Origin of the sequence: Streptomyces resistomycificus (assembly GCF_001514265.1) — a bacterium.
In the GTDB taxonomy this organism is placed as follows: domain Bacteria; phylum Actinomycetota; class Actinomycetes; order Streptomycetales; family Streptomycetaceae; genus Streptomyces; species Streptomyces resistomycificus.
Window position 1 is genome coordinate 308026 of record NZ_KQ948990.1, and the last position, 24074, is coordinate 332099.

The following is a 24074-nucleotide window of genomic DNA, read 5'->3' on the forward strand; positions in this document are numbered from 1 at the left end:
CCACCACGCTATGGCCTTGGAGTGCACTCCAAGCAAGCGATACCGGTAAGAAATCGGCAGGACGCGCCACAGGGTCGGTGACTAGCGTGCGGGCCATGAGTCTTGTACGTCGTGCCACGGCCGGGGACGCGCGGGAAGTGCTGCGGCTGCGCCAGGTGATGATCGACTCGATGGCCGGCCCCGACGCCGGGGACACGGACTGGCACCTGGAGGGACTGCCGAGCCTGCGGGAGAGACTGGCCGACGCCGAGGGGGACTTCGCCGCGTTCGTCGTCGACCACCCGGAGCGGCCGGGGGTGCTGGCGGCGCTGGTGGTGGGGACCGTCGACTACCGCATCGGGAAGGCGGGCAACCCCCGCGGACTCGCCGGGTACGTCTTCAGCGTCGCCACCGAACCGGACGCGCGCCGCCGCGGGTACGCGCGCGCGTGCATGGAGGAACTGCTCGCCTGGTTCCGCGAGCGGGGCGCCGGCCAGGTCCTGCTGACCGCGTCGAAGGAGGCCGAGCCGCTCTACGCCGCCCTCGGCTTCGTCCGCAAGCCGGACCCCGCGATGGGGCTGAGGCTCTGAGCGGCTTAGGCTCGACGGCATGTCCTTGCAGAGCCTTGCCTTGATCGAGAACTGGCCGGTTCCCGCCGCCGCGGCGGCCGTCGTCCGGGCGGACGGCACCCTCCTCGGTAGCCACGGCCCGGTCGGGCAGCGCTTCCCGCTGGCCTCGGTCACCAAGCCGCTCGCCGCGTACGCCGCCCTCGTCGCGTACGAGGAGGGGGCGATCGAGCTCGACGAGCCGGCCGGGCCGCCCGGGGCGACGGTCCGTCACCTGCTCGCGCACACCTCCGGTCTGGCCTTCGACGAGCACCGGGTGACGGCCCCGCCCGGGGAGCGGCGGCTGTATTCCAACGCCGGGTTCGAGCAGCTCGGGGACCACATCGCCAAGGCGACGGACATCCCCTTCGCCGAGTACCTGCGGCAGGCGGTGCTGGAGCCGCTGGGCATGGCCTCGACCACGCTGGCGGGCTCACCGGCGAAGGACGGCGTCTCGACGGTGGACGACCTCGTGCGGTTCGCGGCGGAGGTGCAGGCGCCCCGGCTGCTCGACGCGCGGACGGTCGCCGAGGCGATGACGGTCCAGTACCCCGGGACGAAGGGCGTGCTGCCGGGGTACGGACACCAGAACCCGAACGACTGGGGGCTCGGCTTCGAGATCCGCGACGGCAAGTCCCCGCACTGGACGGGTTCCTCGTCCTCTCCCCGCACCTTCGGTCACTTCGGCCAGTCGGGTACGTTCCTGTGGATCGACCCGGACGCGGGGACGGCCTGCGTGGCCCTCACGGACCGCGCCTTCGGCCCCTGGGCGGTCGAGGCGTGGCCGCCGTTCACGGACGCGGTACTGGCGGAGTCACGAGGCTGAGGCCACCCCGCCCAGCCCCGAGGGGCGGGCGTCGGCCGGTGTCAGTCCGTCATCTCCCACACCAGCAGTTCCGTCCCCGCCGTCAGGCCCACCGCCTCCAGATCCTTCGCGTCCGTGATCCGTGCCGCGTCGCCCGGGCCCAACCGCTCGCCGTCCAGGATCACTTCGCCCCGTACGACGTGCACGTACGCGTACGGCCCGTCCGGTAGCGCCGTCCGCTCGCCCGCCGCCAGGCGCCGTACGTGCAGCATCGCGCCCGCCTCGGGGACGGCGTAGGGCGTGGAGTCCGCGATGCCGTGGACGATCTCGTACCAGGGGTCGCCGCCGGGCTCCAGCGGGGCCAGCCACATCTGGACGAAGGTCAGGGGGCCGGGGCCGTCGTTGCGCTCGACGTGGCGGACGCCGCCCGCCGAGCTCAGCCGCTGGACGTCGCCGGCCCGGACCACCGTCGCGTGGCCGGCCGAGTCGCGGTGCGTCAGCTCGCCCTCGACCACCCACGTCACGATCTCGGTGTGGCTGTGCGGGTGCTCGTCGAAGCCGGCGCCGGGGTCGAGCCGCTCCTCGTTGCAGGCGAGCAGCGCGCCGAAACGGAGGTTGTCGGGGTCGAAGTGCGGGCCGAAGGAGAAGGCGTGGAACGACTCGATGCCGGCCTCCGGGTCGCCGCCGCGGTAGCGCTCGGTGGCGCGCCGTACGTCCATCACGGACACCACCGTAGTCCTCACCCCGCACCCGGCGGCGCGTTCTCCCGTCCGGATAAGGCAGTCTTGTCCCCGTGCCCGAACCCGAATCCCACGCCGGTCACGGCGCCGCGCCCGATGCCCACCCGCACTCCGCGACCCTGAAGCGGCTGGAGCAGTCGTCCGGACGTCTCGCCGCGCAGGCCATCCAGCGCATGGACGAGACGCTGTCGTGGTACCGGGCGATGCCCCCGGAGAACCGTTCCTGGATCGGTCTCGTCGCCCAGGCCGGTATCGCAGCCTTCACCGAGTGGTTCCGGCGCCCCGACGCCCCGCAGGCGATCTCCACCGACGTCTTCGGCACCGCGCCCCGGGAGCTGACCAGGGCCATCACCCTGCGCCAGACCGTCGAGATGGTGCGCACCACGATCGAGGTCATGGAGTCGGCCATCGACGAGGTGGCGGCTCCCGGCGACGAGTCCGTACTGCGCGAGGCGCTGCTGGTGTACGCCCGCGAGATCGCCTTCGCCACCGCCCAGGTGTACGCCCAGGCCGCCGAGGCACGCGGCGCCTGGGACGCGCGGCTGGAGTCGCTGGTCGTGAACGCCGTGCTGAGCGGGGAGGCCGACGAGGGGGCCGTCAGCCGGGCCGCCGCCCTCGGCTGGAACTCCCCCGAGCACGTGTGCGTGGTGTTGGGCGCCGCTCCCGACGGTGACAGCGAGTTGACCGTCGAGGCCATCCGGCGGGCCGCCCGGCACGCCAAGCTCCAGGTCCTGACCGGGGTGCTCGGGGCCCGGCTCGTGGTCATCGCGGGCGGCAGCGACAACCCGCTGGCCGTCGCCAAGTCGCTGATCGGGCCGTACGCCGCGGGGCCGGTGGTGGCGGGCCCCGTCGTACCCGACCTGCTGGCCGCGACCCGGTCCGCGCAGGCCGCCGCCGCCGGTCTCAGGGCGTGTTCTGCCTGGCAGGACGCCCCGCGGCCGGTTCTCGCGGACGATCTGCTCCCGGAGCGCGCGATGGCCGGCGACCCCTCCGCCCGCGAGCAGCTGGTGGAGGAGATCTACAGACCGCTGGAGGAGGCCGGCTCGGCTCTCCTGGAGACGCTCTCCGTCTATCTCGAACAGGCGAGCAGCCTCGAGGGCGCCGCGCGGATGCTGTTCGTCCATCCCAACACCGTGCGCTACCGGCTCCGACGTGTGACTGACGTCACCGGCTGGTCACCCTCGGACGTACGTTCGGCGTTCACTCTGCGCATCGCGCTGATCCTGGGGCGTCTGGCCGACGGGGATCTCCAGCTCTAGTCTTTTGTCGGGGGTCCACAAAACGCCCCCCTGTTCTTCGTCCCTGTCCCCACGGGCGGCCGTGGGGGCTCCCAAGAGAGAGTGTGAGAGTGCTCGTACTCGTCGCTCCCGGCCAGGGCGCCCAGACGCCCGGCTTCCTGACCCCCTGGCTCGAACTCCCCGGTGCCGCGGACCGCGTCGCCGCGTGGTCCGACGCCATCGGACTGGACCTCGCCCGTTACGGCACGCAGGCCGACGCGGACGAGATCCGCGACACCGCGGTGGCCCAGCCGCTGCTCGTCGCGGCCGGAATCCTGTCCGCCGCGGCACTCGGTGACGTGCGGCCCAGCGCCGTCGCCGGACACAGCGTCGGTGAGATCACCGCCGCCGCCTTCGCGGGCGTCCTCGACGACTCCTCCGCCCTGACCCTGGTACGCAGGCGGGGCCTGGCGATGGCCGAGGCCGCCGCCGTCACCGAGACCGGCATGTCGGCGCTGCTCGGCGGCGACCCCGAGGTGAGCGTCGCGCACCTGGAGAAGCTCGGTCTCACCCCGGCGAACGTGAACGGGGCCGGCCAGATCGTGGCGGCGGGCACCCTGGAGCAGCTCGCGGTGCTGAACGACGACAAGCCGGAGGGCGTCCGCAAGGTCGTCCCGCTCAAGGTGGCCGGTGCCTTCCACACGCACCACATGGCCCCCGCGGTCGACGCGCTGGCGAAGGCCGCCGAGGCCCTGACGCCCGCCGACCCGAAGATCACCTACGTCTCGAACAAGGACGGCAGGACCGTCTCCACGGGTGCCGAGGTCGTCTCGCGCCTGGTCGGCCAGGTCGCCAACCCGGTCCGCTGGGACCTGTGCATGGAGACCTTCAAGGAGCTCGGCGTCACCGCCCTGATCGAGGTGTGCCCCGGCGGCACCCTGACCGGCCTCACCAAGCGAGCGCTGCCCGGCGTGCGGACGCTGGCGCTCAAGACCCCCGACGACCTCGACGCTGCTCGCGAGCTCATCGCCGAGACGACCACACCTGCCGCTGACGCGGCGGGCGCCTGAGAAGGAGCCCCGGAGCAATGTCGAAGATCAGGCCCAGTAAGGGCGCCCCGTACGCGCGGATCCTCGGGGTGGGCGGCTACCGTCCGACCCGGGTCGTGCCGAACGAGGTGATCCTCGAGACGATCGACTCGTCCGACGAGTGGATCCGCTCGCGCTCCGGAATCGAGACCCGGCACTGGGCCTCCGACGAGGAGACCGTCGCCGCCATGTCGATCGAGGCGTCCGGCAAGGCGATCGCCGACGCCGGGATCTCCGCCGAGCAGATCGGCGGCGTGATCGTCTCGACCGTCTCGCACTTCAAGCAGACCCCGGCCGTCGCCACCGAGATCGCCGACAAGCTCGGCACGAACAAGGCCGCCGCCTTCGACATCTCGGCCGGCTGCGCGGGCTTCGCCTACGGCCTGACCCTCGCCAAGGGCATGATCGTCGAGGGTTCCGCGGAGTACGTCCTGGTCATCGGCGTGGAGCGGCTGTCCGACCTGACCGACCTGGAGGACCGGGCCACCGCCTTCCTGTTCGGGGACGGCGCGGGCGCGGTCGTGGTGGGTCCCGCTCAGGAGCCCGCGATCGGCCCCACGGTGTGGGGTTCCGAGGGCGACAAGTCCGAGGCCATCAAGCAGACCACGCCGTGGACGGACTACCGCGACGGCGAGGTCGCCAAGTTCCCGGCGATCACGCAGGAGGGCCAGGCGGTGTTCCGCTGGGCCGTGTTCGAGATGGCGAAGGTCGCCAAGCAGGCACTGGACGCGGCCGGGATCTCCCCGGAGGACCTGGACGTCTTCATTCCCCACCAGGCCAACGAGCGGATCATCGACTCGATGGTCAAGACTCTCAAGCTGCCGGAGCACGTCACCGTCGCCCGGGACGTGCGCACCACCGGCAACACCTCGGCCGCCTCGATTCCGCTCGCGATGGAGCGGCTTCTGGCGACCGGCGAGGCGAAGAGCGGCGACACCGCGCTCGTCATCGGATTCGGGGCGGGTCTCGTGTACGCCGCGACGGTCGTTACCCTCCCCTAGGCACTCCGTGCCGGATCATCATCGGATCCGATACGGGATCATCACAGCCACACCCTCTGGATTACTACGAAGGAGCGCCTGACATGGCCGCCACTCAGGAAGAGATCGTCGCCGGTCTCGCCGACATCGTGAACGAGATCGCCGGCATCCCGGTTGAGGACGTCCAGCTGGACAAGTCCTTCACCGACGACCTGGACGTCGACTCGCTGTCCATGGTCGAGGTCGTCGTCGCCGCCGAGGAGCGCTTCGACGTCAAGATCCCCGACGAGGACGTCAAGAACCTCAAGACGGTCGGCGACGCGACCGAGTACATCCTCAAGCACCAGGGCTGATCCTCTAGGCCCGGAGCCTGCCCCGCCACCCGGCGGTGGCGCCGTATGTCCCCGCATCGTCGGGGGTAGTCCTCCCGATCCGTTGGAGAAAGAATTCCCGTGAGCCCGACCAATCGCACCGTGGTCGTCACCGGTATCGGCGCAACCACACCGCTGGGTGGCGACGCAGCCTCTACCTGGGAGGGACTGATCGCCGGCAAGTCCGGAGTGAAGCCCCTCGAGCAGGAGTGGGCCGCCGAACAGGCGGTCCGTATCGCCGCATCGATCGCCGTGGAGCCGACCGAGGTCATCCCGCGGCCGCAGGCCCGCCGACTCGACCGCTCGGCGCAGTTCGCGCTGATCGCGGCCAAGGAGGCGTGGGCCGACGCCGGTTACTCCGCCAAGGCGGGCGAGGACGACTCGGTCGACCCCGACCGGCTCGGTGCGGTGATCGCCTCCGGCATCGGTGGCGTGACGACCCTCCTCGACCAGTACGACGTGCTGAAGGAGAAGGGCGTCCGCCGCGTCTCCCCGCACACCGTCCCCATGCTGATGCCGAACAGCCCCTCCGCGAACGTGGGCCTGGCCGTGGGCGCCCGTGCGGGCGTGCACACCCCGGTCTCCGCGTGCGCCTCGGGCGCCGAGGCCATCGGCTACGCCATCGAGATGATCCGCACCGGCCGCGCCGACGTCGTCGTCGCGGGTGGCACGGAGGCGGCGATCCATCCGCTGCCGATCGCCGCGTTCGGCAACATGATGGCGATGTCCAAGAACAACGACGACCCCGAGGGCGCCTCGCGTCCCTACGACGTCGCGCGGGACGGGTTCGTCCTCGGCGAGGGCGCCGGCGTGGTCGTCCTGGAGTCCGCCGAGCACGCCGCCAAGCGCGGTGCGCGGGTGTACGCCGAGGCGGTCGGGCAGGGCATCTCCGCCGACAGCCACGACATCGTGCAGCCGGAGCCGGAGGGGCGTGGCATCTCGCACGCCCTGCAGAACCTGCTGGACCGCACCGACCTGAACCCGGCGGAGATCGTGCACGTCAACGCGCACGCGACGTCGACGCCGGCCGGTGACATCGCCGAACTGAAGGCCCTGCGCAAGGTCTTCGGCGACGACACGGACCACATGGCGGTCTCGGCGACCAAGTCGATGACGGGTCACCTGCTGGGTGGTGCCGGCGGTGTCGAGACGGTCGCGACCGTTCTCGCCCTGTACCACCGGGTGGCCCCGCCCACCATCAACGTCGAGAACCTCGACCCGGAGGCCGAGGCCAACGCCGACGTCGTCCGTGGTGAGGCGCGCAAGCTGCCCGTCGAGGGCCGTCTGGCCGCCCTGAACGACTCGTTCGGGTTCGGCGGACACAACGTGGTGCTGGCGTTCCGTACGGTCTGAGCATCACCGTGAACGGCGTGTGGCCCGCCCCCGTCGGGGGCGGGCCACACGCCGTTCGTCGTCCGCGGGCCGGCCGGCTCACACCACCTGGTGCAGCCAGCGGACCGGCGCTCCCTCGCCCGCGTACCTGAAGGGCTCCAGCTCGTCGTCCCACGGCTTGCCCAGCAGCTTCGCCAGCTCCGCCTCCAGGTCGGTCTCGCCGCGCTGGGAGCGGACCAGGGCGGCACGGAGGCGGTCCTCGGGGATGAGGATGTCGCCGTGGATGCCGGTGACGGCGTGGAAGATGCCCAGTTCGGGGGTGCAGCTGTAGCGCTCGCCCTCGGCGGTGGCGCAGGGCTCGGCGGTGACCTCGAAGCGCAGGAGGTGCCAGCCTCTGAGCGCGGAGGCCAGTTTGGAGGCCGTGCCGACCTGACCCTGCCAGGAGAACTCCGAGCGCCAGGTGCCGGGCGCGGCGGGCTGCCGGATCCAGTCGAGGTTGACCCGTGTGCCGAGCACCCCGGCGACGGCCCACTCGACGTGCGGGCACAGCGCGCGCGGCGCGGAGTGCACGTACAGAACTCCACGTGTCGTCACCGGGACCTCCGGGCAGAGCGGGACATCTTGCGAACTGACGGACGGTCGTGGCCGGGCAGCCACGTTGATGGCGAGGCTACCGTGCGACGGCGCAAGGAGTGTGACGTACCGTCGGTCCTGGTGCCGGGAAACCCCTGCCATTCACCCGGCAGGACGCTAGTACGGGTGTGAACCGTTGCGTGCCGCCCCTCGGGAACTCTCGCGCGTTGTTATGGACGGAAGAGCTTTTCCCGTCTCATGTCATCACCGGACGACACGCCACCCGACACACCACCCGACCGAGGGGATCACCACCGGATGCGCAAGCAGGGCCATCGCGCACGCGCCGTTCTCGCCGTCCTGGCGGCGGCCGTCCTGGGTGTCACCGGCTGTGACGCCGTCGGTGGCACCTCGCCGGGGCCTAGCGGCACGGGGGCGCAGAAGGGGAAGCCGTCCCCGAAGCCGACGCCGGCCTGGGACAGCAGTCCCGCCTCGGTCGCCGCCGTGGGGGACTCGATCACCCGTGGTTTCGACGCGTGCTCGGTGCTGTCGGACTGCCCCGAGGTGTCCTGGGCGACGGGCAGCAGCGCCAAGGTCGACAGTCTCGCCGTCCGGCTGCTGGGGAAGGCGAAGGCGGCCGAGCGCAGCTGGAACTACGCGGTGACCGGGGCGCGGATGGCGGACCTGCCCGGTCAGATGGCCCAGGCGGGCACGCGCCGGCCGGGGCTGGTGGCGGTGATGGTGGGGGCGAACGACGCCTGCCGGTCCAGCGTCTCGGCGATGACGTCCGTGGCCGTGTTCCGCTCCGACTTCGAGGACGCGATGAGCACGCTGCGGCGGGCCTCCCCCAAGGCGCAGGTGTACGTGGCGAGCGTGCCGAACCTGAAGCGGCTGTGGTCCGAGGGCCGCACCAGCCCGACGGGCAAGCAGGTGTGGAAGCTGGGCATCTGCCCGTCGATGCTGGCCGACGCGGACGCCCTGGACGCGGCGGCGACCGAGCGCCGGAACACCGTGCAACAGCGGGTGGAGGCCTACAACGAGGTGTTGGAGGAGGTCTGCGCCAAGGACCGCCACTGCCGCTTCGACGGGGGCGCGGTCCACGACTTCCGCTTCGGCACCGCCCAGCTGAGCCAGTGGGACTGGTTCCATCCGAGTGTGAACGGCCAGGCGCGGCTCGCGGAGATCGCCTACCGGACGGTCACCGGCAGGAAGGCGTGACGCGGGGCCGTGGGGTCGTGTCCTAAAGTTCCGCACATGAACGAACTCTTCGGCACACTTCCCGACGGCACCCCGGTTCACCGCTGGACCCTGGAGCGGGCCGGCGTCCGTGTCCGGGTCCTGTCGTACGGCGGGATCGTGCAGTCGGTGGAGGTCCCGGACCGGGAGGGGCGCACCGCGGACGTGGTGCTGGGGTTCGCGGACCTCGACGGCTACCTGACGCACCCGGAGCCGTACTTCGGGGCCCTGGTCGGGCGGTACGCGAACCGGATCGCGGGCGGTCGCTTCCCGCTGGACGGCCGTACGTACGCGCTGGCGCTGAACAACCCGCCCAACTCCCTGCACGGCGGTGAGCGCGGTTTCGACAAGCGGGTGTGGGACATGACGCCGGTGGAGCACGGCGTGCGTCTGGCGCGGGTTGCCGGCCATGGCGAGGAGGGCTTCCCGGGGCGTCTGGAGGTGGCGGCGACGTACACGCTGGAGGAGTCCGGCGCGCTGCGGATCGCGTACGAGGCGGTCACGGACGCGCCGACGCCCGTGAACCTGACCAACCACAGCTACTTCAACCTGGGCGGCTCGGGGAACGCGGGCGGGCACGAGCTGCGGATCGCCGCGTCCCGGTTCACGCCGGTCGACGCGGACCTGATCCCGACCGGTGTGCTGGAGGAGGTCGCGGGGTCGGGCTTCGACTTCAGGGAGGCCCGGAAGGTGGGCGCCGGCTACGACCACAACTTCGTGCTCGACAAGGGGGTCACCCGGGCGCCCTTGGAGGTGGCCGAGCTGCACGACCCCGCGTCCGGCCGGGTGCTGACCGTGGCGACCACCGAGCCCGGCCTCCAGCTGTACACCGCGGACCACCTGGGCGAGCCCTTCGCGCCCGGCGACGGCATCGCGCTGGAGACCCAGCACTTTCCCGACTCCCCCAACCGTCCGGACTTCCCGAGCACGGTGCTGCGGCCTGGCGAGGTGTACCGGTCGGAGACGGTGTACGGGTTCTCGGCCCGTTAGGGCCCGTCCGCGAAAGGGACTCCGTCCTTCGGGAGCGGGTCCCCGGACGTCATGAGCCCCGGCCCAGGGGTCAGGTCCCGGGCCGGGGCTGGTCATGCGGGAGGCTCCTCCCTGATCAGACGTTAATCGTCGCGGTGAGTCGGCGGTCCAGGATCGAGCGGCTCACCTGGATCTCGTACGAACCCTTCACAAACGACCAGGAGCCCTCCTTCTCGTCCCAGACCTCGAAGGCGCGGCGCGGCAGCTCCACGACGGCTTCGGCGCTCTCGCCGGGGGCCGCCGTCACGCCCGCGAATCCGGCCAGTCGGCGGGCCGGGCGCTCGGCGTCGGGCTCGCCGGGCGCCAGGTAGACCTGGACGACCTCGCGGCCGGGGCGCGCGCCGGAGTTGCGGAGGCGGACCCGGACGGTGGTGCCCCGGACCTCGACGGACTCGTAGGTCCAGTCGGTGTAGCCGAGGCCGTGCCCGAAGGGGTACGCCGGGGTGCGGCCCTCCTTCTCCCAAGCCGGGTAGCCGATGAAGACGCCCTCGCGGTACGGGAGCTCGCCGTCGTCCGGGACGACCTGGGTGACCGGGGCGTCGGCGAGGCTGCCCCAGGTGCTGGGGAGGCGGCCGCCGGGCTCGTGGGCGCCGGTGAGGACGTCGGCGAGGGCGTCGCCGCCCTCCTGGCCGGGGAACCAGCCGAGGAGGACCGCGGCGACCTCGTCGCGCCAGGGCAGTTCCACCGGGGAACCGGAGTTGACGACCACGACGGTGTTCGGGTTGGCGGCGGCGACCGCGCGGACCAGGTCGTCCTGGCGGCCGGGGAGGGCCAGGTCGGTGCGGTCGTAGCCCTCCGACTCGACGCGCTCGGTGGTGGCGACCACGACGACCGCCGTGTCGGCGGCACGGGCGGCGGCCGCCGCCTCGGCGATCAGCTCGTCGGGGTCGCGCCGGGGGTCCTGGTGGACGAGGGAGAAGGAGATGACCTTCAGCGGGAGGTTCTCGGGGAGCCGGACGACCTGGGTGAGGGAGACCTCGACGGGGCGGCCCGCGGTGAGTTCGACCTGCGCGCGGGGCTCCGGGGCGCCGAAGAAGGTGAGGAACGGGTCGTCCTTGGCGGGGCGTTGGACGTCGTCGAAGTACGTGGTGCCGTCGACGCGCAGGGTGAAGTGGCCCAGCCCCTTGACGCCGAAGGTGTGCCGGCCGGACTCGCGCGGGGTGAAGGTGCCGGTGAGTTCGACGGTGTGGAGGGTGTCGTGGGTGACGCCCTCGGGCAGGTCGGCGCCCATCCACTGGAGCTGACCGTTGGGGGCCGTGCCCGTGCCGATCACGTCGCCGTCGGCGTCGCGGCACACGGCCCGCAGCTCGAAGCCCTGGTCGGCGACGGCGAGTTCGGTGTTCGGGTCGGCGCCGACGGCGTAGGTGAGGGTGCCCTCGGGGAGGGCGGCGGTGAGTCCGTCCAGCGGGGAGACGATCCGGGCCGGGAAGACGGTGGCGGAGCCGCCGCCGAGGACGCGGGCGTCGCGGGCGGCGGCGCCGGCGAGGGCGACCGTGCCCTGCTTCAGGGGCAGGGCGCCGCGCTCGTTGCGTACCAGGACGAAGGCGCGGCGCGCGATCTCGCGGGCCAGGGCCTGGCCGTCGACGGGTTCGGGCAGTGCGGTGACGGCCGGCTCGGCGCCCCTCAGGACACCGACCCGGGCGGCGAGCCGCAGGACGTTGCGTACGGCGTCGTCGACCTTGGCCTCGTCGACCTCGCCGTCCCGCACGGCCCGGGCGAGCGGGTCGCCGTACACGGTCTGCGGTCCCGGCATGGCGACGTCCAGGCCGCCGTTGACGGCGGCGGTGGTGGAGCGGGCGGCCGTCCAGTCGGAGACGTTGCAGCCGTCGAAGCCCCACTCGCCCCGCAGGACCTCGTTGACCAGGTGGTGGTGCTCGGTCATCGTCGTGCCGTTGACCGAGTTGTAGGCGGTCATGATGCCCCACGGGTGGGCGTTGGCGACGATGAACTCGAAGGGCGCCAGGTAGAGCTCGCGCAGGGCGCGCTCGCTCACCACGTTGTTCACCGTGAAGCGGTCGGTCTCGGCGTCGTTGGCGACGAAGTGCTTGACGGTGGTGCCGACGCCGCCGGACTGGACGCCGCTCACGTACCCGGCGCCGATCCGGCCGGTGAGGTGCGGGTCCTCGCTGTACGCCTCGAAGTGGCGGCCGCCGAGCGGCGAGCGGTGCAGGTTGACCGTGGGGGCGAGCAGCACGTGGACGCCCTTGCGGCGGGCCTCCTGGGCGAGGAGGGTGCCGGCGCGGCGGGCCAGCTCGGGGTCCCAGGTGGCGGCCAGCGCGGTCGGGGAGGGGAGCGCCACGGAGGGGTCGTCGGCGGTCCAGCGGACTCCCCGGACGCCGATCGGGCCGTCGGACATGACGAGGGAGTCCAGGCCGATCTCCGGCAGGGCGGGCAGGGACCACATGTCCCGGCCGGCCAGGAGGCGGGTCTTGGCGTCCAGGTCGAGCCTGCCCAGGGCCGCTTCGACGACTGCCTCGGTGTCCGGCGATGTCGGGGTTCCCGCCATGGCGGTGCCTCCTCGTTGAAGTCCGTGCGGTTCCTCCATCCTGCATCGGTTCCCTGTAGACCGGTAGGTTTTGTTACCTTGACGTTATATTCTGTGAAGTCGGGTGTCGTACGGTGACGGCATGGGCGTGCGAGTCAGGAGCGAGGAGCGGCGGGCGGCGATCGTCACGGCCGCGCTGGAGGTGATCGCCGAGCGCGGTTACCGGGGCGCGAGCCTCGCGGCGGTGGCCGAGCGGGTGGGGCTCACCCAGCAGGGACTGCTGCACTACTTCCCGACGAAGGACGCCCTGCTGGTCGCCGTCCTGGAGGAGCGGGACCGCTGGGACGCCTTGCCGGCCCGGCCGCGGCGGCTGGATCTGCTGGCCTCGCTCGTCGAGTACAACGCGATGCGGCCCGGCATCGTCCAGACCTTCTCGGCACTGCTCGGCGAAAGCGTCACGGAGGGGCATCCGGCGCGCGGCTACTTCACCGAGCGCTACGCACAGGTGCGGGCGGGCATGGCGGACGTGCTGCGCGCCGAGTACGGCGACCGCCTCCCGAACGGCCTCACCCCCGAACGCACCGCTCCCCTGCTCGTCGCGGTGATGGACGGGCTGCAGTACCAGTGGCTGCTGGACCCGGACGCGGTCGACATGCCGGGCGCCTTCCGGGACTTCCTCACGCTGCTGGGCGAGGGCTGACCGCCGCCACGACCTCGACCTCGATCTGCGCCTCGGGCCGGAACAGCCGGGGCACCTCGAAGGTCATGCTGGTGGGCGGCGTCCCGGTGAGGAACTCCCGTCGCACGGCGCCGTATTCATGCAGGCGGCCGATGTCCGTGAGGTAGGTACGGATGTTGATGACGTCGGCCAGGGACGCCCCGTGGGCCTTCAGCAGGGCGTCCAGCGTCTCGAAGACGCCACGGCTCTGCTCGGCGAGCGTGGCGCCCTCGGCGATCTGGCCGGAGACGAACAACAGGGCGCTGCCGTCGGCGTGTTCGACGCGGGCGACCTGGGAGTAGTAGGGGCTCAGGGGCTGGGGCGCGGAGGCGGGAGAGCCGAGGGTGATCTGCATGCCGTCGACGCTAGGTCCGGGTCAGGGATGCGACAAGCGAATGTCTAGCATGGCCGCCATGCCGAATCCGCATGTTTCTGCCGACTGCGCGGCGTCCGACGTCGTGCCGGATCTGTCCACCGTGTGGCTGCGCGTGTTCGTGGAGGTCGCCCGGCACGGTTCGTTCACGGTCGCCGCCAGGACGCTCGGCTGGACGCAGTCGGCGGTCTCCCGGCAGGTCTCCTCGCTCGAAGGGGCCCTGGGCGGTGCCCCGTTGTTCGACCGGCTCCCGCGGGGCGTACGGCTGACCGAGGCCGGCCGGGTGCTGGTGCCGTACGCGGAGGCCGTCGCCGAGACGCTGCGGGGGGCCGGGCGCGAGCTGGCCGCGCTGCGTGCGGTGGCCGGTGGCCGACTGCGGTTCGGGGCGTTCGCGACGGCCGACGCGGCGCTGGTGCCGCACGCCCTCGCCGTCTTCCGCACCCGCCATCCCCACGTGGCGGTGCACCGCGAGGAGGGCTTCACCCCCGCCCTGCTGGAGCGGCTCACCGCCGGCCACCTCGACCTGGCGGTGGTCTCGACGACGAGCGGCGACCTCCCCACGGCGGCGTACACACTCCACCACCTGCTCGACGAGTCGCTGTACGTCGCCGTCCCGGCCGGTCACCCGCTGGCGGCGGGCCGGGGGCCGGTGCGGCTCGGCCTGCTCGCCGACGCCGACTGGATCTCCGGCGGCCGCGGCCCGGAGGGCACGCTGCTGGACGCGGCCCTGCGGCAGGGCTTCCGGCCGCGGATCGTGCACGTCGTCGGCGAGTGGACCGCCAAGCAGGGGTATGTCGCCGCCGGGCTCGGGGTGACCCTGGTCCCGGCGCTCGCCGCCGCGTCCGTGCGGCCGGACGTGGCCCTGCTCCCCGTGCTCGACGAGGGCGGTCCGGCCCGTGCCGTGTACGCGGCGACGGCGAGGGGCCGGTCGCTGCCGCCGGCCGCCGAGGCGTTCGTCGGGGTGCTCCGGGAGTCCGCGGCGCGGATTCCCCGAGCGGCCCGCACCATGGCGTAGACCACTTCCGTCACGCGATACTGCCGCCGTTCGGCACCACGCTCCCCACAGCGACGGAAGGACTCGAACCCCCTTGAACTCCCTACGTGTTCGCATCGGCGTGCTCGGACTGGCCCTGGTGGCCGGGCTGGCCGCCCCCGCACAGGCGTCCGCGGCCGAGACGGCCCCCTCGCCCACCGTCGAGGAACAGCGGCTCGACCGGGCCGTGCCCCGGGAGATCCTGCGCCGGTCCGGATTCGACGCCGTGACCGCGCGGTTCACCCGGGAGCTGGGGGCGGCACGCTCCTACGCCGAGGCTCGGCGGACCGTCGTACGCGAAGGGTCGACGCTGTGGCGGCGGGCCGTCGCGCGGGCGCAGGGGCGGGGGCCGGCGGGCGGGGATCTGAGCCGGGACGACGACCGGCCCCTGTACTGGGCGCGGCTGGCGATGACGCGTGAGGTGCGGACGTGGGACCCGGGGTTCGGGCTGTCCCAGGCCCGACGGTCGGCGCTGCTCGGCGAGTTGGAGCGGACCTCGCGGGGGCAGAGCGCCGTCCGGTATCCGCACGGCAGGGGGATCAAGCGGGTCCTGGTGACCGGCTTCGACCCGTTCACGCTGGACCGGGACATCCGGATCTCCAATCCGTCGGGGGCGACCGCGCTCGCGCTCGACGGGAAGCTGATCGAGACGGCGGACGGGCCGGCGCGGGTGGAGACCGTCGTCTTCCCGGTGCGGTGGCGGGACTTCGCCGAGGGCACGGTGGAGCGGACGCTGCGGCCGCAGCTGAGGCGGGTGGACCTCTTCGCCACGGTGAGCCAGGGGCGCGTCGGCCGGTTCGACGTCGAGCGGACCAACGGGGCCTGGCGGGGCGGCTTCGCGGACAACGACAACATCGGCGAGACGGGGACCGTCCCGGTCACCGACCCCGCATCCCAGCCGCAGTGGACGACGACGACCCTGCCGTACGGGAAGATCGTGGCCGCTTCGACGGGGCGGTTCCCGGTCTACGACAACACGAGCGTGACCGAGATACCGGCGGGAGGCACGCAGGCCGTCGTACGGCCGGACGGGCCCACCCCGGGATCGACCGCGCGGGCCGGGGGCGGGGGTGACTACCTCTCCAACGAGATCGCCTACCGGGCCACGCTGCTGCGGGACCGGCTGGGGTTGCACGGGGTGCTGCCGGGCGGGCATGTGCACACGCCCGTGCTGCAGTTCGGAGCGGGCAACACCGACCCGGCCACGGGCGCGGTGACCGACGCGGAGTTCGTGCGGAACCGGCTGGACATCGTCGCGCAGGTGACGGAGATCGTGCGGGTGGCGGTCGAGGGGGCGCCGGCGCCCTAGTGCCGCGCGTCGGCTGAACCGGCGCCCTCGTCGTCAGACGCCGTACGGGCCGGGGTGGCCGGCTTCCGCCTCCGCCGTCTCCCCCTCCGCGCTCTCCCCGGCCGCCCTCTCCCCGTCCTCGGTCTCCTCGCCCAGCAGTTCCCGCGCCATCAGCGTCGCGCCCGCCACCGCGCCCGGCATCAGGAACACCGCGACGAAGGGGACCAGGAAGGAGACGGCCAGGGGGGTGCCGAAGCCCCAGACCAGGGACTTGCGGGCGCGCAGGAGGGCGAGGCGGTCGCGGAGTTCGACGCTGCGGCGCTGCAGGGCGACGGAGGTGAGCTCCTGGGTGAGGAAGAAGCCGGTGACGACGAAGCCGATCGCCGGGACGGCGGTCTGGCCGAGGACCGGGATGAAGCCGAGCCCGAAGAGCAGGATTCCCCAGCACAGGGCGCGCACCAGAACCCGCAGGCTGTCGCGGGCCGAGATCCACAGCTCACGCCAGAGCGGGAGGTCGGACTCGGGGGCGGTGCCGTCGGGCGAGACGTCCCGGTCGACCTTCTCGGAGAGGCTCTCGTAGAAGGGCTGGCCGATCAGGAGAGTGACCGCGGTGAACGTGATCACGGACAGCAGCAGGGCGAGCGCGAACAGCACGGCGGTGAGCAGGCCGCGGAAGAGACCCTGCCAGGGGCTCGTCCAGTCGTCGGCGAAGGGCGTCGCCCAGCCGACGAAGTCCGCACCCCACAGCGCGAGGGCGACGAGCGCCGCCGCGTAGAGAACGAGGGTGATCAGTCCCGGGAGCAGGCCGAAGCCGAACTGCTTGCCGTGCCGGGCCACCCACCGCTGGCCCTTCAGAAGGTACTTGAATCCCGCCCCGAGATCGCGCATGCGCCAACTCTATCGGGAGCGACCGCCCCCCTTCCGGTGGTGCCCGCCCAGCCCCCGGGGTCCGCCTCGCCCGCCTCGCGGGCCGGTCCGGGGCCGGTGCGACGCCAACTCCCTCTTGTTGCGGTTGAGTCGAACAGGTACACCTCGCCGTACCGATCTCTGGAAGCCCCACGGGAGGTACGCGTGCGCACCACGAGAACCGTTCCTGCGAGACCCTTGCTGATCAGCGCCCTGGCCGTCACCACGGTGGGCTCGCTGTTACTCACCCCCCACACCGCCGCCGCCGAGCCGAAGCCCCCGGTCACCCGGGAGGGACCGGCCGTCGAGAAGGGTGCCGCCCGCGCCCCCAGGAGCGCGGCCGAGCGGGCCCTCAGCGGCACGACGGGCCCGGCCGCCGGCACGGGCACCGGCACCGGCACCGGCACCGGCACCGGCACCGGGCGGGGCTATCCACGCGAGCAGGTCCTGGCCCCCGACCCGCACAACCCCGCCGACAAGTCCATCAAGCTGGGCCTCACCCCGTACCACGCGATCGCCCCGAAGCTGAACGCGATCCAGCGGCTCGGCGACCGGGTGAGCGTCGAGGTCGCGGGCCGGTCGGCCGGCGGGCACCGGCTCTACCTCGTCACCGTGACCGCGCCGGAGAGCACCCGCCAGGCCCGCGCCCAGGAGCGGATGCGCGAGCTGATCGAGAACGCGCCCGCCGCGGCGGCCAGGAGCCGGGAGCTCAGAGCGGGTTACAAGACGCCCGTGTTCTTCAACAACAACATCCACGGCAACGAGTGGGAGGGCACCGACGCCTCCCTGAAGCTCATCGAGCGGCTCGCGACCGCGAAGGACCGCAGGACGCGCGACCTCCTCTCCCACAGCCGCCTCTACTTCAACATCACGGCCAACCCGGACGGCCGGATCGCCGGCACCCGAGCCAACGCCAACGGCTTCGACATGAACCGGGACTTCGTCACCGCCTCGCAGCCCGAGGTGCGCGCGATGCGGCAGATCGAGATCGACAAGCAGCCGGCCGTCATGCTCGACGTGCACGGCTACGTCAACGGCACGCTCATCGAGCCCACCACTCCCCCGCACGGCGAGAACTACGAGTACGACCTCTTCCTGAAGAACACCTACGCCAACGCCCTGCGCATGGAGTCCGCCGTCAACGGCCTCGGCTACACGCCCGCCAAGGACGGTGTGCGGCCCGCGCAGATCCCCTTCCGGGACCAGGAGGAGGGCTGGGACGACTGGCCGCCGATCTTCACCCCGCAGTACGCGGCCTTCCACGGCACGGTCGCCGCGCACACCGTGGAGATCCCGCTGACGGTGAACAACGCGGCCTACGACAGCCTGCCGGAGAGCGAACTGCGCCGCCGGTCCGCGATCAACGTGGACGTGGCCGGTGCCGCCCTCACGGCCACCCTCGACTTCGTCCGGACGAACCGCGCCTCGCTCGTCGCCGACCAGATCGAGGTCTTCCGGCGCGGTGCGGCGGGCGAGCCTCAGGTACCGGTCTCCGCCGAGACCGTACCGGGCGTGCCGGGCATCGGCCCGGAGGACGTGTACACCACCGACTTCCCGCGCGCCTACGTCGTCCCCGGCGGCTCCCCCGCCGCGGCCCGCCTCGTCGACCACCTGCTCGCCAACGACGTCCGCGTCACCCGCGCCGCCCACACCTTCCGGCTGGGCGGACGCTCGTACCCGAAGGGCTCGTACGTCGTCGACATGCGCCAGCCCAAGCGGGGGCTCGCGAACGTGCTGCTCGCCGACGGGAGGGACATCAGCGACAGGGTCTCGGTGATGTACGACATCTCGGGCTGGAGTCTGGGCCGGCTGTGGGGCGCCGAGGTGACGCAGGTGACGTCCGGCAGTCTGCGGGGACTTCCGCTGCGGTCCGTCGGCCGGGCCGCTCGGGTCGGTCACGTGGCCCCGCGTGGTGACCTGCGGCTGCGGCTCGAGGACCCGCGGGAGATCGCGGCGCTCAACTCACTGCTCCAGCGGGGAGTCGAGGTACGGCGGTCCGCCGACGGCAGTGCGATCGTGCCGGCGTCGGCGCGCGCGAAGGCCGCGGCCGCCGCCCGGACGTACGACGTCGTCTTCGACGCGACCAGGGTGACCGGCACGACCGAGCTGCGCCGCCCACGGGTCGCCGCGGCGGTGACGCCGGGTGAGCTGTTCGCGCTCCGGGAGATGAACTTCGAGGTCACACCGGTCTCGACGGCCGTGCTGAACGCGGGCTTCGACTGGTCGGCGGCCGACGTGCTGTTCGTCTCGGCGGGCCTGAACCGCGACGCCCTGAACCCGGCCGCCCGCTCGGCACTCGACGCGTTCCTCGCCGCCGGACACGGCCTCGTGGGGCGCGGGGTGACCGGTGCCGGCCTCGCCACCGCCGCCGGACTGCTCGCGGCCAGGCCGGTCGAGGGCAACACGGACGCCAACGGCGTGGTGCGGGTGGTGAACTCGGGACCCGTGACGGCCGGAGCGCCGGACCACGGATTCGTGTACGCGCCCGTCTGGTTCACCGACCTCGGGCCGGAGGTCCGGGTGGAGCAGACGTACGGGAGGGGGAACCCGCTCGTCTCAGGGCACTGGCGTGCCCTGGAGGACGGCTCGGGTGGTCCCGCCCAGGCGGCCGGGCAGGCCTCGGTCGTCAGCAGCTCGGGGGCCGTTCTGTTCGGCACCGAACCCCTCTTCCGGGACCACCCGAAGGGGGAATTCGCGCAGGTCGCACGCGCGCTGTTCACAGTGGCACACGCGAGCGGCGGCACAGGTGAGGAGAGCGGATGACGCAGGAGATCCACGGCACGGTCGCGGACGGGTTCGAGGCGGTGCGCGAGGAGTTCGCCGCCTTCGTGTCGGGGGAACGCCCCGACTACGAGGGACAGGTGTGCGCGTACGTGCACGGCCGCAGAGTCGTCGACCTGTGGGCGGGGCACGACGCCGGCGCCGGTTCCCTCTACGGCGTGTACTCGTCGACCAAGGGCGCCGCGCATCTCGTGGTCGCGCTCCTCGTGCAGGACGGCACGCTCGAACTGGACCGCAAGGTCACGTACTACTGGCCGGAGTTCAGCGCCGAGGGCAAGGGCGCGCTGACCCTGTGCGACCTGCTCGCGCACCGGGCGGGCGTGGTCGGGCTCGACGCCGGGTTCAGCGCGCAGGAACTGGCCGACGACCGGGTGCTCGCCGAACGGCTCGCGGACCAGCGGCCGTTCTGGCGGCCCGGCACGGCCTTCGGCTACCACGCGCTCGTCATCGGCGCGCTCACCGGCGAGGTGGTCCGCCGCGCCACCGGCCGCAGCCTCCAGGAGGTGTACGAGGAACGGATCCGCGTCCCCTACGGGCTGGACTTCTTCCTGGGGCTGCCCGAGGCGCTGGAGTCCCGCTACCGCCCGGTGCAGCCGATGATCCCGACGGCGACCCAGCAGGCCCTGCTGGACTCGACGCCCACCGGTCCGCACACCCTGTCGTCGATCGCGTTCAACCAGCACGTCCCGGACGCCGGGGACCTGGTGGACTACGCCAACTCCCGTGCCGTGCGCGCCAAGGGGCCGGCGTCGGCGGGCGGGGTCGCCGCGGCGCGCGGGCTCGCCGGGATGTACGCGGCGGCGATCAGCGAGGTGGACGGGCGGCCGCCGCTGCTGAAGCCGGACACGGTCGCGGAGGTGGGCCAGATCCATTCGACGGGGTACGACCTGGTGGCCCGGGCGCACAAGTCGTACGGCCTCGGTTTCCAGGCGACCGCGGACAGCTGGCACCCGTTCCTGGGCGCCGGGGCGTTCGGGCACAGCGGCGCGGGCGGCTCGCAGGCCTTCGCCGATCCGCGCAGCGGACTGGCGTACGGCTACACGCGCCGCCGGATGGCCTTCCCGGGCGGGGCGGCGCCGGAGAACGAGCGGCTGGTGAGGGCCGTGCACTCGGCGGCACTCGCCTCCTGAGCGGCGTACGACCAGAGGCCGCACCCCACGTCCAGGGGTGCGGCCTCCGTCATGGGCGACGGCCGTGGTCAGACAAGCGTCACGGTGATGTTGTCGCGGGTCGCCCTGGAGTACGGGCAGACCTGGTGGGCCTTCTCGACGAGGCCCCGGGCCGTCTGCGGGTCCACGTTCGGCAGGGCCGCCGAGATCTCGACGATGAGGCCGAACCCGTCACCGTTCTTGCCGAGCCCGACCTTCGCGGTGACGGTCGAGCCGGTGAGGTCGGCCTTCTCCTGGCGGGCCACGACGCCGAGGGCGCCCTGGAAGCAGGCGCTGTAACCGGCGGCGAACAGCTGCTCCGGATTGGTGCCGGTGCCGCTGCCGCCGAGCTCCTTGGGCGGGCTGACGACGACGTCGAGCGTGCCGTCGTCGGTGGCGACCCGGCCGTCGCGGCCGTTCTCTGCGGTGGCGACGGCGGTGTACAGGACGTCGGACTGCTGGATGGGCATGCGGTTGTCTTCTCTCCTCGGTCCGCCGCGACTCGCGCCCACGATCGCGACGGATTTCGGAAAGAAGTTACCGCATGCCGGAAACGGCGGGAAGCCTTGTGGCGGCCCGTGGACGCCTTGCCGGCCCTACAGCTTGACGATCATCTTCCCGGTGTTGTCGCCGCGCAGGACGCCGAGGAAGGCCTCCAGGTTGTTCTCGATGCCCTCGACGACCGTCTCGCGGTACTTGAGCGCGCCCGAGGCGACCCAGGGGCCGACCTCCTGGACGAACTGCGGCTGGAGGTCGTAGTGGTCGCTCACCAGGAAGCCCTGGATGCGGCCGCGGGTCGCGATGAGCCGGGCGAGGTTCTTCGGGCCGGGGACGGGCTCGGTGTTGTTGTAGACCGAGATCATTCCGCAGACCGCGATCCGGCCGTCCTGGTTGAGCTGCCCGAGGGCGGCCTCCAGGTGGTCGCCGCCGACGTTGTCGAAGTACACGTCGACGCCGTCCGGAGCGGCCTCGCGCAGCTGCCCGGCGACCGAGCCGCTCTTGTAGTTGAACGCCGCGTCGAAGCCGTACTCCTCGACCAGGAGCTTGACCTTCTCGTCGGAACCGGCCGAGCCGATGACCCGGGAGGCGCCCTTGAGCTTGGCGATCTGGCCGACCTGGCTGCCGACCGCGCCGGCCGCGCCGGAGACGAAGACCGAGTCACCCTCCTTGAAGGCGCCGGTGCGCAGCAGACCGGCGTAGGCGGTCAGCCCGGTCATGCCGAGGACGCCGAGGTAGGCGGAGAGCGGGGCGGCCTCGGGGTCGACCTTCACCGCCTGCTGGGCGTCGAAGGTCGCGTACTCGCGCCAGCCGCCGAAGTGCAGCACGTGGTCGCCGACCGCGATGCCCTCGGCCTCGGAGGCGACGACCTCGCCGACCGCGCCGCCCTGCATGGCCTTGCCCAGCTCGAAGGGCGCCACGTAGGACTTGGCGTCGCTCATCCGGCCGCGCATGTAGGGGTCGACGGAGAGGTACTTGTTGCGGACCAGGACCTGGCCCTCGCGGGGCTGCCGGATCTCCGCCTCGACCAGGGCGAAGTCCTCGGGCTTGGGCCAGCCGACGGGGCGGCTGAGCAGGTGCCATTCGCGGTTGATCATGACGGAGCCTTTCGATTTACTTCAGTACCTGAAACAACAATGCCTCTGAATATTTCATGCTGTCAAGTAAAGGGGTACCCTGGATCGCATGGCCACACCCGAGAAGACCGGCAGACCCGACGCGCTGACCATGGAGGTCGTCGAGCTCATCGGCGACGTCGTGGCGCGCTTCTACGAGGACTTCGAGGACGCCGCCTCGGGACACACCCTGACCGGCGCGCAGGCGCGGCTGCTGAGTCTGCTGTCCCTGGAGCCGCTGCCCATGCGCAAGCTCGCCCGGAAGCTGAAGTGCGAGCCGTCGAACGTCACCGGGATAGTGGACCGCCTGGAGGCGCGGGGGCTGGTGGAGCGGCGCCCCGATCCCGCGGACCGCCGGGTGAAGGTCGCCGCGGCCACGGAGGAGGGCCGACGGGTGGCCCGGGAGCTTCGGGAGGAGCTGCGCTTCGGCAAGGAGCCGCTCGCCGGACTGTCACACGGCGAACGGGAGTCCCTGCGGGACCTGTTGAGGCGGATGCTGGACACGGAGGCACGGGGCGACCAGGGCTGATCGAGCCGGGTGGTCACTGGTCGGCTAGGCCCTCGGGCCGCCCCGTCCGCCGTCGCCCGGGCAGGCGGAGTCATTCGCCCGATGCGCGGGGGCGACCGCCTCAGGTACACCACCACAGGAACCGGTCGCACTCCGAGGGCGAGGGATCCGGGGTCGGGTCCGCGGTCGTCGGGTCGGCGGTGGGGGTCGCGGAGCCGGCCGGAGTGGCCGCCGGGGCCGAGGTCGACACACCCGGGGCCGTGGTCGTCGCCGACTGGGCTTCCTTGTCGGCGTCGCCCTTGTCCTTGTCCTTGTCCGACTCCTCGTCCTCCGACGCCGACGCCGACGGTGACGGTGACTTCGAGGCGTCCGGGGTGGCCGAGGCGGCGGTCTTGCTCGGGTCGTCCAGGGGCTCGGCCGTCGCACCCGCCTCCGCGGACGCCGCGCCGTCCGCCGACGCGTCACCCGCGGCGGCCGGCGTGGGGGCGGAGCCGGGGGCGTCCATGCCGAGTTCCGCGAGACTGAGGCCGCCGGCCGCCAGGACGAAGCCCGCGGTGACCAGCAGGACCCGGCGGCGCCGGCGGCGATGGGCCGCGGCCTTCCGGTCGCGGCGGCTGGCACCGGCGGTGGAGCCGTCGACGTCGTCCTCGGCGTCGTCCTCGTACTCGGAGTCGTCGAGGCCCTCGGGGTCCTCGGGCACGCCGGACGCCACGGCGGCCCGGCCCCGCGCACGCCGGCGCGCCGCGCGGCCGCCCGTCGGTTCCGTCGGCGGCTCGGACCCTTCCCTGGACGGTTCCGGTTCCGGCTCCGGCTCCGCCTCGGCCCGGTCGTGGCCCGCCTCGGCCTCGTACGCCGCCACCTCATGGCCGTTCCCGTACGCGGCGGTCGCGTGGCCCTCGCCGTACGCCGCGGGCCCGCTCACACCCCCGTACGCACCCGCGTGACCGGCGTCCGCGTACCCGCCGCCGTACGCCCCGTCAGCCCCGTACGCCTGCTGCGGCTGCACCGGCTCAGGCGCCTGCTGCCGCGCCGCGTACGCGCGTAGTTCTTCGGCCGAGGTGCCGCACCCCGGGCAGGCGAGGGCGCCATTGAGGTGCCGTCGGCACGGGAAGCAGTAGTCCATGACGCGGGAAGAATAGGTTCCGCACAGGGAGCGTTCCCAGAGATCCATGTGAAGGTTCCGTGCGGAACTGGTGTTTCGCGTTTGCCCAGTTGAGGTCAAGCCCCACTATTCCGCGCCAACCCCGACACGCCGGAGCGGTCCGA

The 24074-nt window shown here is 72.5% G+C and carries 23 protein-coding genes; 15 read left to right on the forward strand and 8 right to left on the reverse strand.

Annotated features, from left to right (window positions below; genetic code table 11):
* Positions 1-95: 95 nt before the first annotated feature.
* On the forward strand, positions 96-569 hold the full coding sequence (locus AQJ84_RS11550; RefSeq protein WP_030040120.1) for a GNAT family N-acetyltransferase: 474 nt from the start codon (positions 96-98) through the stop codon (positions 567-569).
* Positions 570-588: 19 nt separating this feature from the next.
* Positions 589-1410 carry a serine hydrolase domain-containing protein gene (locus AQJ84_RS11555; protein ID WP_030040119.1) on the forward strand — a complete coding sequence of 274 codons (822 nt, stop codon included), beginning with the start codon at positions 589-591 and terminating at the stop codon, positions 1408-1410.
* A 41-nt stretch (positions 1411-1451) separates the two neighbouring features.
* On the opposite strand, the gene AQJ84_RS11560 is transcribed toward AQJ84_RS11555, so the two are convergent.
* On the reverse strand, positions 1452-2108 hold the full coding sequence (locus AQJ84_RS11560) for a pirin family protein (RefSeq protein WP_030040118.1): 657 nt from the start codon (positions 2106-2108) through the stop codon (positions 1452-1454).
* A gap of 74 nt (positions 2109-2182) precedes the next feature.
* On the opposite strand from AQJ84_RS11560, the gene AQJ84_RS11565 reads away from it, so the two are divergent.
* The 5 genes from AQJ84_RS11565 to fabF all read left to right on the forward strand — a co-directional run bounded on the left by AQJ84_RS11565 (position 2183) and on the right by fabF (position 7138).
* A complete protein-coding gene (locus AQJ84_RS11565; protein ID WP_053192054.1) occupies positions 2183-3388 on the forward strand; it encodes a PucR family transcriptional regulator in 1206 nt (401 codons plus the stop codon).
* Between the two features lie 89 nt (positions 3389-3477).
* The gene (locus AQJ84_RS11570) at positions 3478-4416 is read left to right on the forward strand and encodes an ACP S-malonyltransferase (RefSeq protein ID WP_030040117.1); all 939 of its coding nucleotides are present in this window, start codon (positions 3478-3480) and stop codon (positions 4414-4416) included.
* A 17-nt stretch (positions 4417-4433) separates the two neighbouring features.
* Positions 4434-5435: a ketoacyl-ACP synthase III gene (locus tag AQJ84_RS11575; protein ID WP_030040116.1), complete on the forward strand. Its 1002-nt coding sequence runs from the start codon at positions 4434-4436 to the stop codon at positions 5433-5435.
* 83 nt (positions 5436-5518) lie between these two features.
* Positions 5519-5767 carry an acyl carrier protein gene (locus AQJ84_RS11580; protein WP_030040115.1) on the forward strand — a complete coding sequence of 83 codons (249 nt, stop codon included), beginning with the start codon at positions 5519-5521 and terminating at the stop codon, positions 5765-5767.
* Between the two features lie 99 nt (positions 5768-5866).
* Positions 5867-7138: a beta-ketoacyl-ACP synthase II gene (gene fabF / locus AQJ84_RS11585; RefSeq protein ID WP_030040114.1), complete on the forward strand. Its 1272-nt coding sequence runs from the start codon at positions 5867-5869 to the stop codon at positions 7136-7138.
* 78 nt (positions 7139-7216) lie between these two features.
* Here the strand turns inward: fabF and AQJ84_RS11590 are convergent, their stop codons facing one another.
* A complete protein-coding gene (locus AQJ84_RS11590; protein WP_030040113.1) occupies positions 7217-7711 on the reverse strand; it encodes a DUF3145 domain-containing protein in 495 nt (164 codons plus the stop codon).
* 297 nt (positions 7712-8008) lie between these two features.
* Between AQJ84_RS11590 and AQJ84_RS11595 the strand changes: the two genes are divergently transcribed.
* Both AQJ84_RS11595 and AQJ84_RS11600 read left to right on the forward strand, forming a co-directional pair.
* A complete protein-coding gene (locus AQJ84_RS11595) occupies positions 8009-8908 on the forward strand; it encodes an SGNH/GDSL hydrolase family protein (RefSeq protein WP_030040112.1) in 900 nt (299 codons plus the stop codon).
* 36 nt (positions 8909-8944) lie between these two features.
* Positions 8945-9916: an aldose epimerase family protein gene (locus AQJ84_RS11600; RefSeq protein ID WP_030040111.1), complete on the forward strand. Its 972-nt coding sequence runs from the start codon at positions 8945-8947 to the stop codon at positions 9914-9916.
* Between the two features lie 115 nt (positions 9917-10031).
* Here the strand turns inward: AQJ84_RS11600 and AQJ84_RS11605 are convergent, their stop codons facing one another.
* A complete protein-coding gene (locus tag AQJ84_RS11605; RefSeq protein ID WP_053192056.1) occupies positions 10032-12461 on the reverse strand; it encodes a glycoside hydrolase family 3 protein in 2430 nt (809 codons plus the stop codon).
* 103 nt (positions 12462-12564) lie between these two features.
* Here AQJ84_RS11605 and AQJ84_RS11610 point away from each other — a divergent pair, with 103 nt between their 5' ends.
* Entirely contained in the window at positions 12565-13140 is a 576-nt protein-coding gene (locus tag AQJ84_RS11610; protein ID WP_030040109.1) for a TetR/AcrR family transcriptional regulator, read from the forward strand.
* On the opposite strand, the gene AQJ84_RS11615 is transcribed toward AQJ84_RS11610, so the two are convergent.
* The gene (locus AQJ84_RS11615) at positions 13118-13513 is read right to left on the reverse strand and encodes a RidA family protein (protein ID WP_030040108.1); all 396 of its coding nucleotides are present in this window, start codon (positions 13511-13513) and stop codon (positions 13118-13120) included. The two genes, AQJ84_RS11610 and AQJ84_RS11615, sit on opposite strands and share 23 nt — an antisense overlap.
* Positions 13514-13571: 58 nt before the next feature.
* Between AQJ84_RS11615 and AQJ84_RS11620 the strand changes: the two genes are divergently transcribed.
* Together AQJ84_RS11620 and AQJ84_RS11625 are read left to right on the forward strand one after the other, a co-directional pair.
* Positions 13572-14546 carry a LysR family transcriptional regulator gene (locus tag AQJ84_RS11620; protein ID WP_374935413.1) on the forward strand — a complete coding sequence of 325 codons (975 nt, stop codon included), beginning with the start codon at positions 13572-13574 and terminating at the stop codon, positions 14544-14546.
* Positions 14547-14619: 73 nt separating this feature from the next.
* The gene (locus AQJ84_RS11625) at positions 14620-15873 is read left to right on the forward strand and encodes a pyroglutamyl peptidase (protein WP_053192058.1); all 1254 of its coding nucleotides are present in this window, start codon (positions 14620-14622) and stop codon (positions 15871-15873) included.
* A 33-nt stretch (positions 15874-15906) separates the two neighbouring features.
* On the opposite strand, the gene AQJ84_RS11630 is transcribed toward AQJ84_RS11625, so the two are convergent.
* Entirely contained in the window at positions 15907-16740 is an 834-nt protein-coding gene (locus AQJ84_RS11630) for an EI24 domain-containing protein (RefSeq protein ID WP_030043685.1), read from the reverse strand.
* A gap of 183 nt (positions 16741-16923) precedes the next feature.
* Here AQJ84_RS11630 and AQJ84_RS11635 point away from each other — a divergent pair, with 183 nt between their 5' ends.
* Entirely contained in the window at positions 16924-19521 is a 2598-nt protein-coding gene (locus tag AQJ84_RS11635; RefSeq protein ID WP_030043686.1) for a M14 family zinc carboxypeptidase, read from the forward strand.
* Positions 19518-20669, forward strand: coding sequence for an EstA family serine hydrolase (locus tag AQJ84_RS11640; protein WP_030043687.1), 1152 nt, complete (start codon positions 19518-19520; stop codon positions 20667-20669). The genes AQJ84_RS11635 and AQJ84_RS11640 overlap by 4 nt, the downstream gene beginning before the upstream one ends.
* A 68-nt stretch (positions 20670-20737) precedes the next feature.
* On the opposite strand, the gene AQJ84_RS11645 is transcribed toward AQJ84_RS11640, so the two are convergent.
* Positions 20738-21157 carry an organic hydroperoxide resistance protein gene (locus tag AQJ84_RS11645; RefSeq protein ID WP_030043688.1) on the reverse strand — a complete coding sequence of 140 codons (420 nt, stop codon included), beginning with the start codon at positions 21155-21157 and terminating at the stop codon, positions 20738-20740.
* A 126-nt stretch (positions 21158-21283) separates the two neighbouring features.
* Complete coding sequence (locus tag AQJ84_RS11650) at positions 21284-22282, reverse strand: NADP-dependent oxidoreductase (RefSeq protein ID WP_030043689.1); 999 nt, start codon at positions 22280-22282, stop codon at positions 21284-21286.
* Between the two features lie 88 nt (positions 22283-22370).
* On the opposite strand from AQJ84_RS11650, the gene AQJ84_RS11655 reads away from it, so the two are divergent.
* On the forward strand, positions 22371-22829 hold the full coding sequence (locus AQJ84_RS11655) for a MarR family winged helix-turn-helix transcriptional regulator (RefSeq protein ID WP_030043690.1): 459 nt from the start codon (positions 22371-22373) through the stop codon (positions 22827-22829).
* A 100-nt stretch (positions 22830-22929) separates the two neighbouring features.
* Here AQJ84_RS11655 and AQJ84_RS11660 read toward each other — a convergent pair whose 3' ends face one another.
* Complete coding sequence (locus AQJ84_RS11660; protein WP_225889088.1) at positions 22930-23979, reverse strand: SCO2400 family protein; 1050 nt, start codon at positions 23977-23979, stop codon at positions 22930-22932.
* Between the last annotated feature and the right edge of the window lie 95 nt (positions 23980-24074).

Excerpts from the sequence above, each read along its gene's own strand:
- AQJ84_RS11550 (WP_030040120.1), top strand. The coding sequence starts at position 96 with ATGAGTCTTGTACGTCGTGCCACGGCCGGGGACGCGCGGGAAGTGCTG.
- AQJ84_RS11555 (WP_030040119.1), top strand. The coding sequence starts at position 589 with ATGTCCTTGCAGAGCCTTGCCTTGATCGAGAACTGGCCGGTTCCCGCC.
- AQJ84_RS11560 (WP_030040118.1), bottom strand. The coding sequence starts at position 2,108 with ATGGACGTACGGCGCGCCACCGAGCGCTACCGCGGCGGCGACCCGGAG.
- AQJ84_RS11575 (WP_030040116.1), top strand. The coding sequence starts at position 4,434 with ATGTCGAAGATCAGGCCCAGTAAGGGCGCCCCGTACGCGCGGATCCTC.
- AQJ84_RS11580 (WP_030040115.1), top strand. The coding sequence starts at position 5,519 with ATGGCCGCCACTCAGGAAGAGATCGTCGCCGGTCTCGCCGACATCGTG.
- AQJ84_RS11595 (WP_030040112.1), top strand. The coding sequence starts at position 8,009 with ATGCGCAAGCAGGGCCATCGCGCACGCGCCGTTCTCGCCGTCCTGGCG.
- AQJ84_RS11600 (WP_030040111.1), top strand. The coding sequence starts at position 8,945 with ATGAACGAACTCTTCGGCACACTTCCCGACGGCACCCCGGTTCACCGC.
- AQJ84_RS11605 (WP_053192056.1), bottom strand. The coding sequence starts at position 12,461 with ATGGCGGGAACCCCGACATCGCCGGACACCGAGGCAGTCGTCGAAGCG.
- AQJ84_RS11615 (WP_030040108.1), bottom strand. The coding sequence starts at position 13,513 with ATGCAGATCACCCTCGGCTCTCCCGCCTCCGCGCCCCAGCCCCTGAGC.
- AQJ84_RS11620 (WP_374935413.1), top strand. The coding sequence starts at position 13,572 with ATGCCGAATCCGCATGTTTCTGCCGACTGCGCGGCGTCCGACGTCGTG.
- AQJ84_RS11630 (WP_030043685.1), bottom strand. The coding sequence starts at position 16,740 with ATGCGCGATCTCGGGGCGGGATTCAAGTACCTTCTGAAGGGCCAGCGG.
- AQJ84_RS11640 (WP_030043687.1), top strand. The coding sequence starts at position 19,518 with ATGACGCAGGAGATCCACGGCACGGTCGCGGACGGGTTCGAGGCGGTG.
- AQJ84_RS11645 (WP_030043688.1), bottom strand. The coding sequence starts at position 21,157 with ATGCCCATCCAGCAGTCCGACGTCCTGTACACCGCCGTCGCCACCGCA.
- AQJ84_RS11650 (WP_030043689.1), bottom strand. The coding sequence starts at position 22,282 with ATGATCAACCGCGAATGGCACCTGCTCAGCCGCCCCGTCGGCTGGCCC.
- AQJ84_RS11655 (WP_030043690.1), top strand. The coding sequence starts at position 22,371 with ATGGCCACACCCGAGAAGACCGGCAGACCCGACGCGCTGACCATGGAG.
- AQJ84_RS11660 (WP_225889088.1), bottom strand. The coding sequence starts at position 23,979 with ATGGATCTCTGGGAACGCTCCCTGTGCGGAACCTATTCTTCCCGCGTC.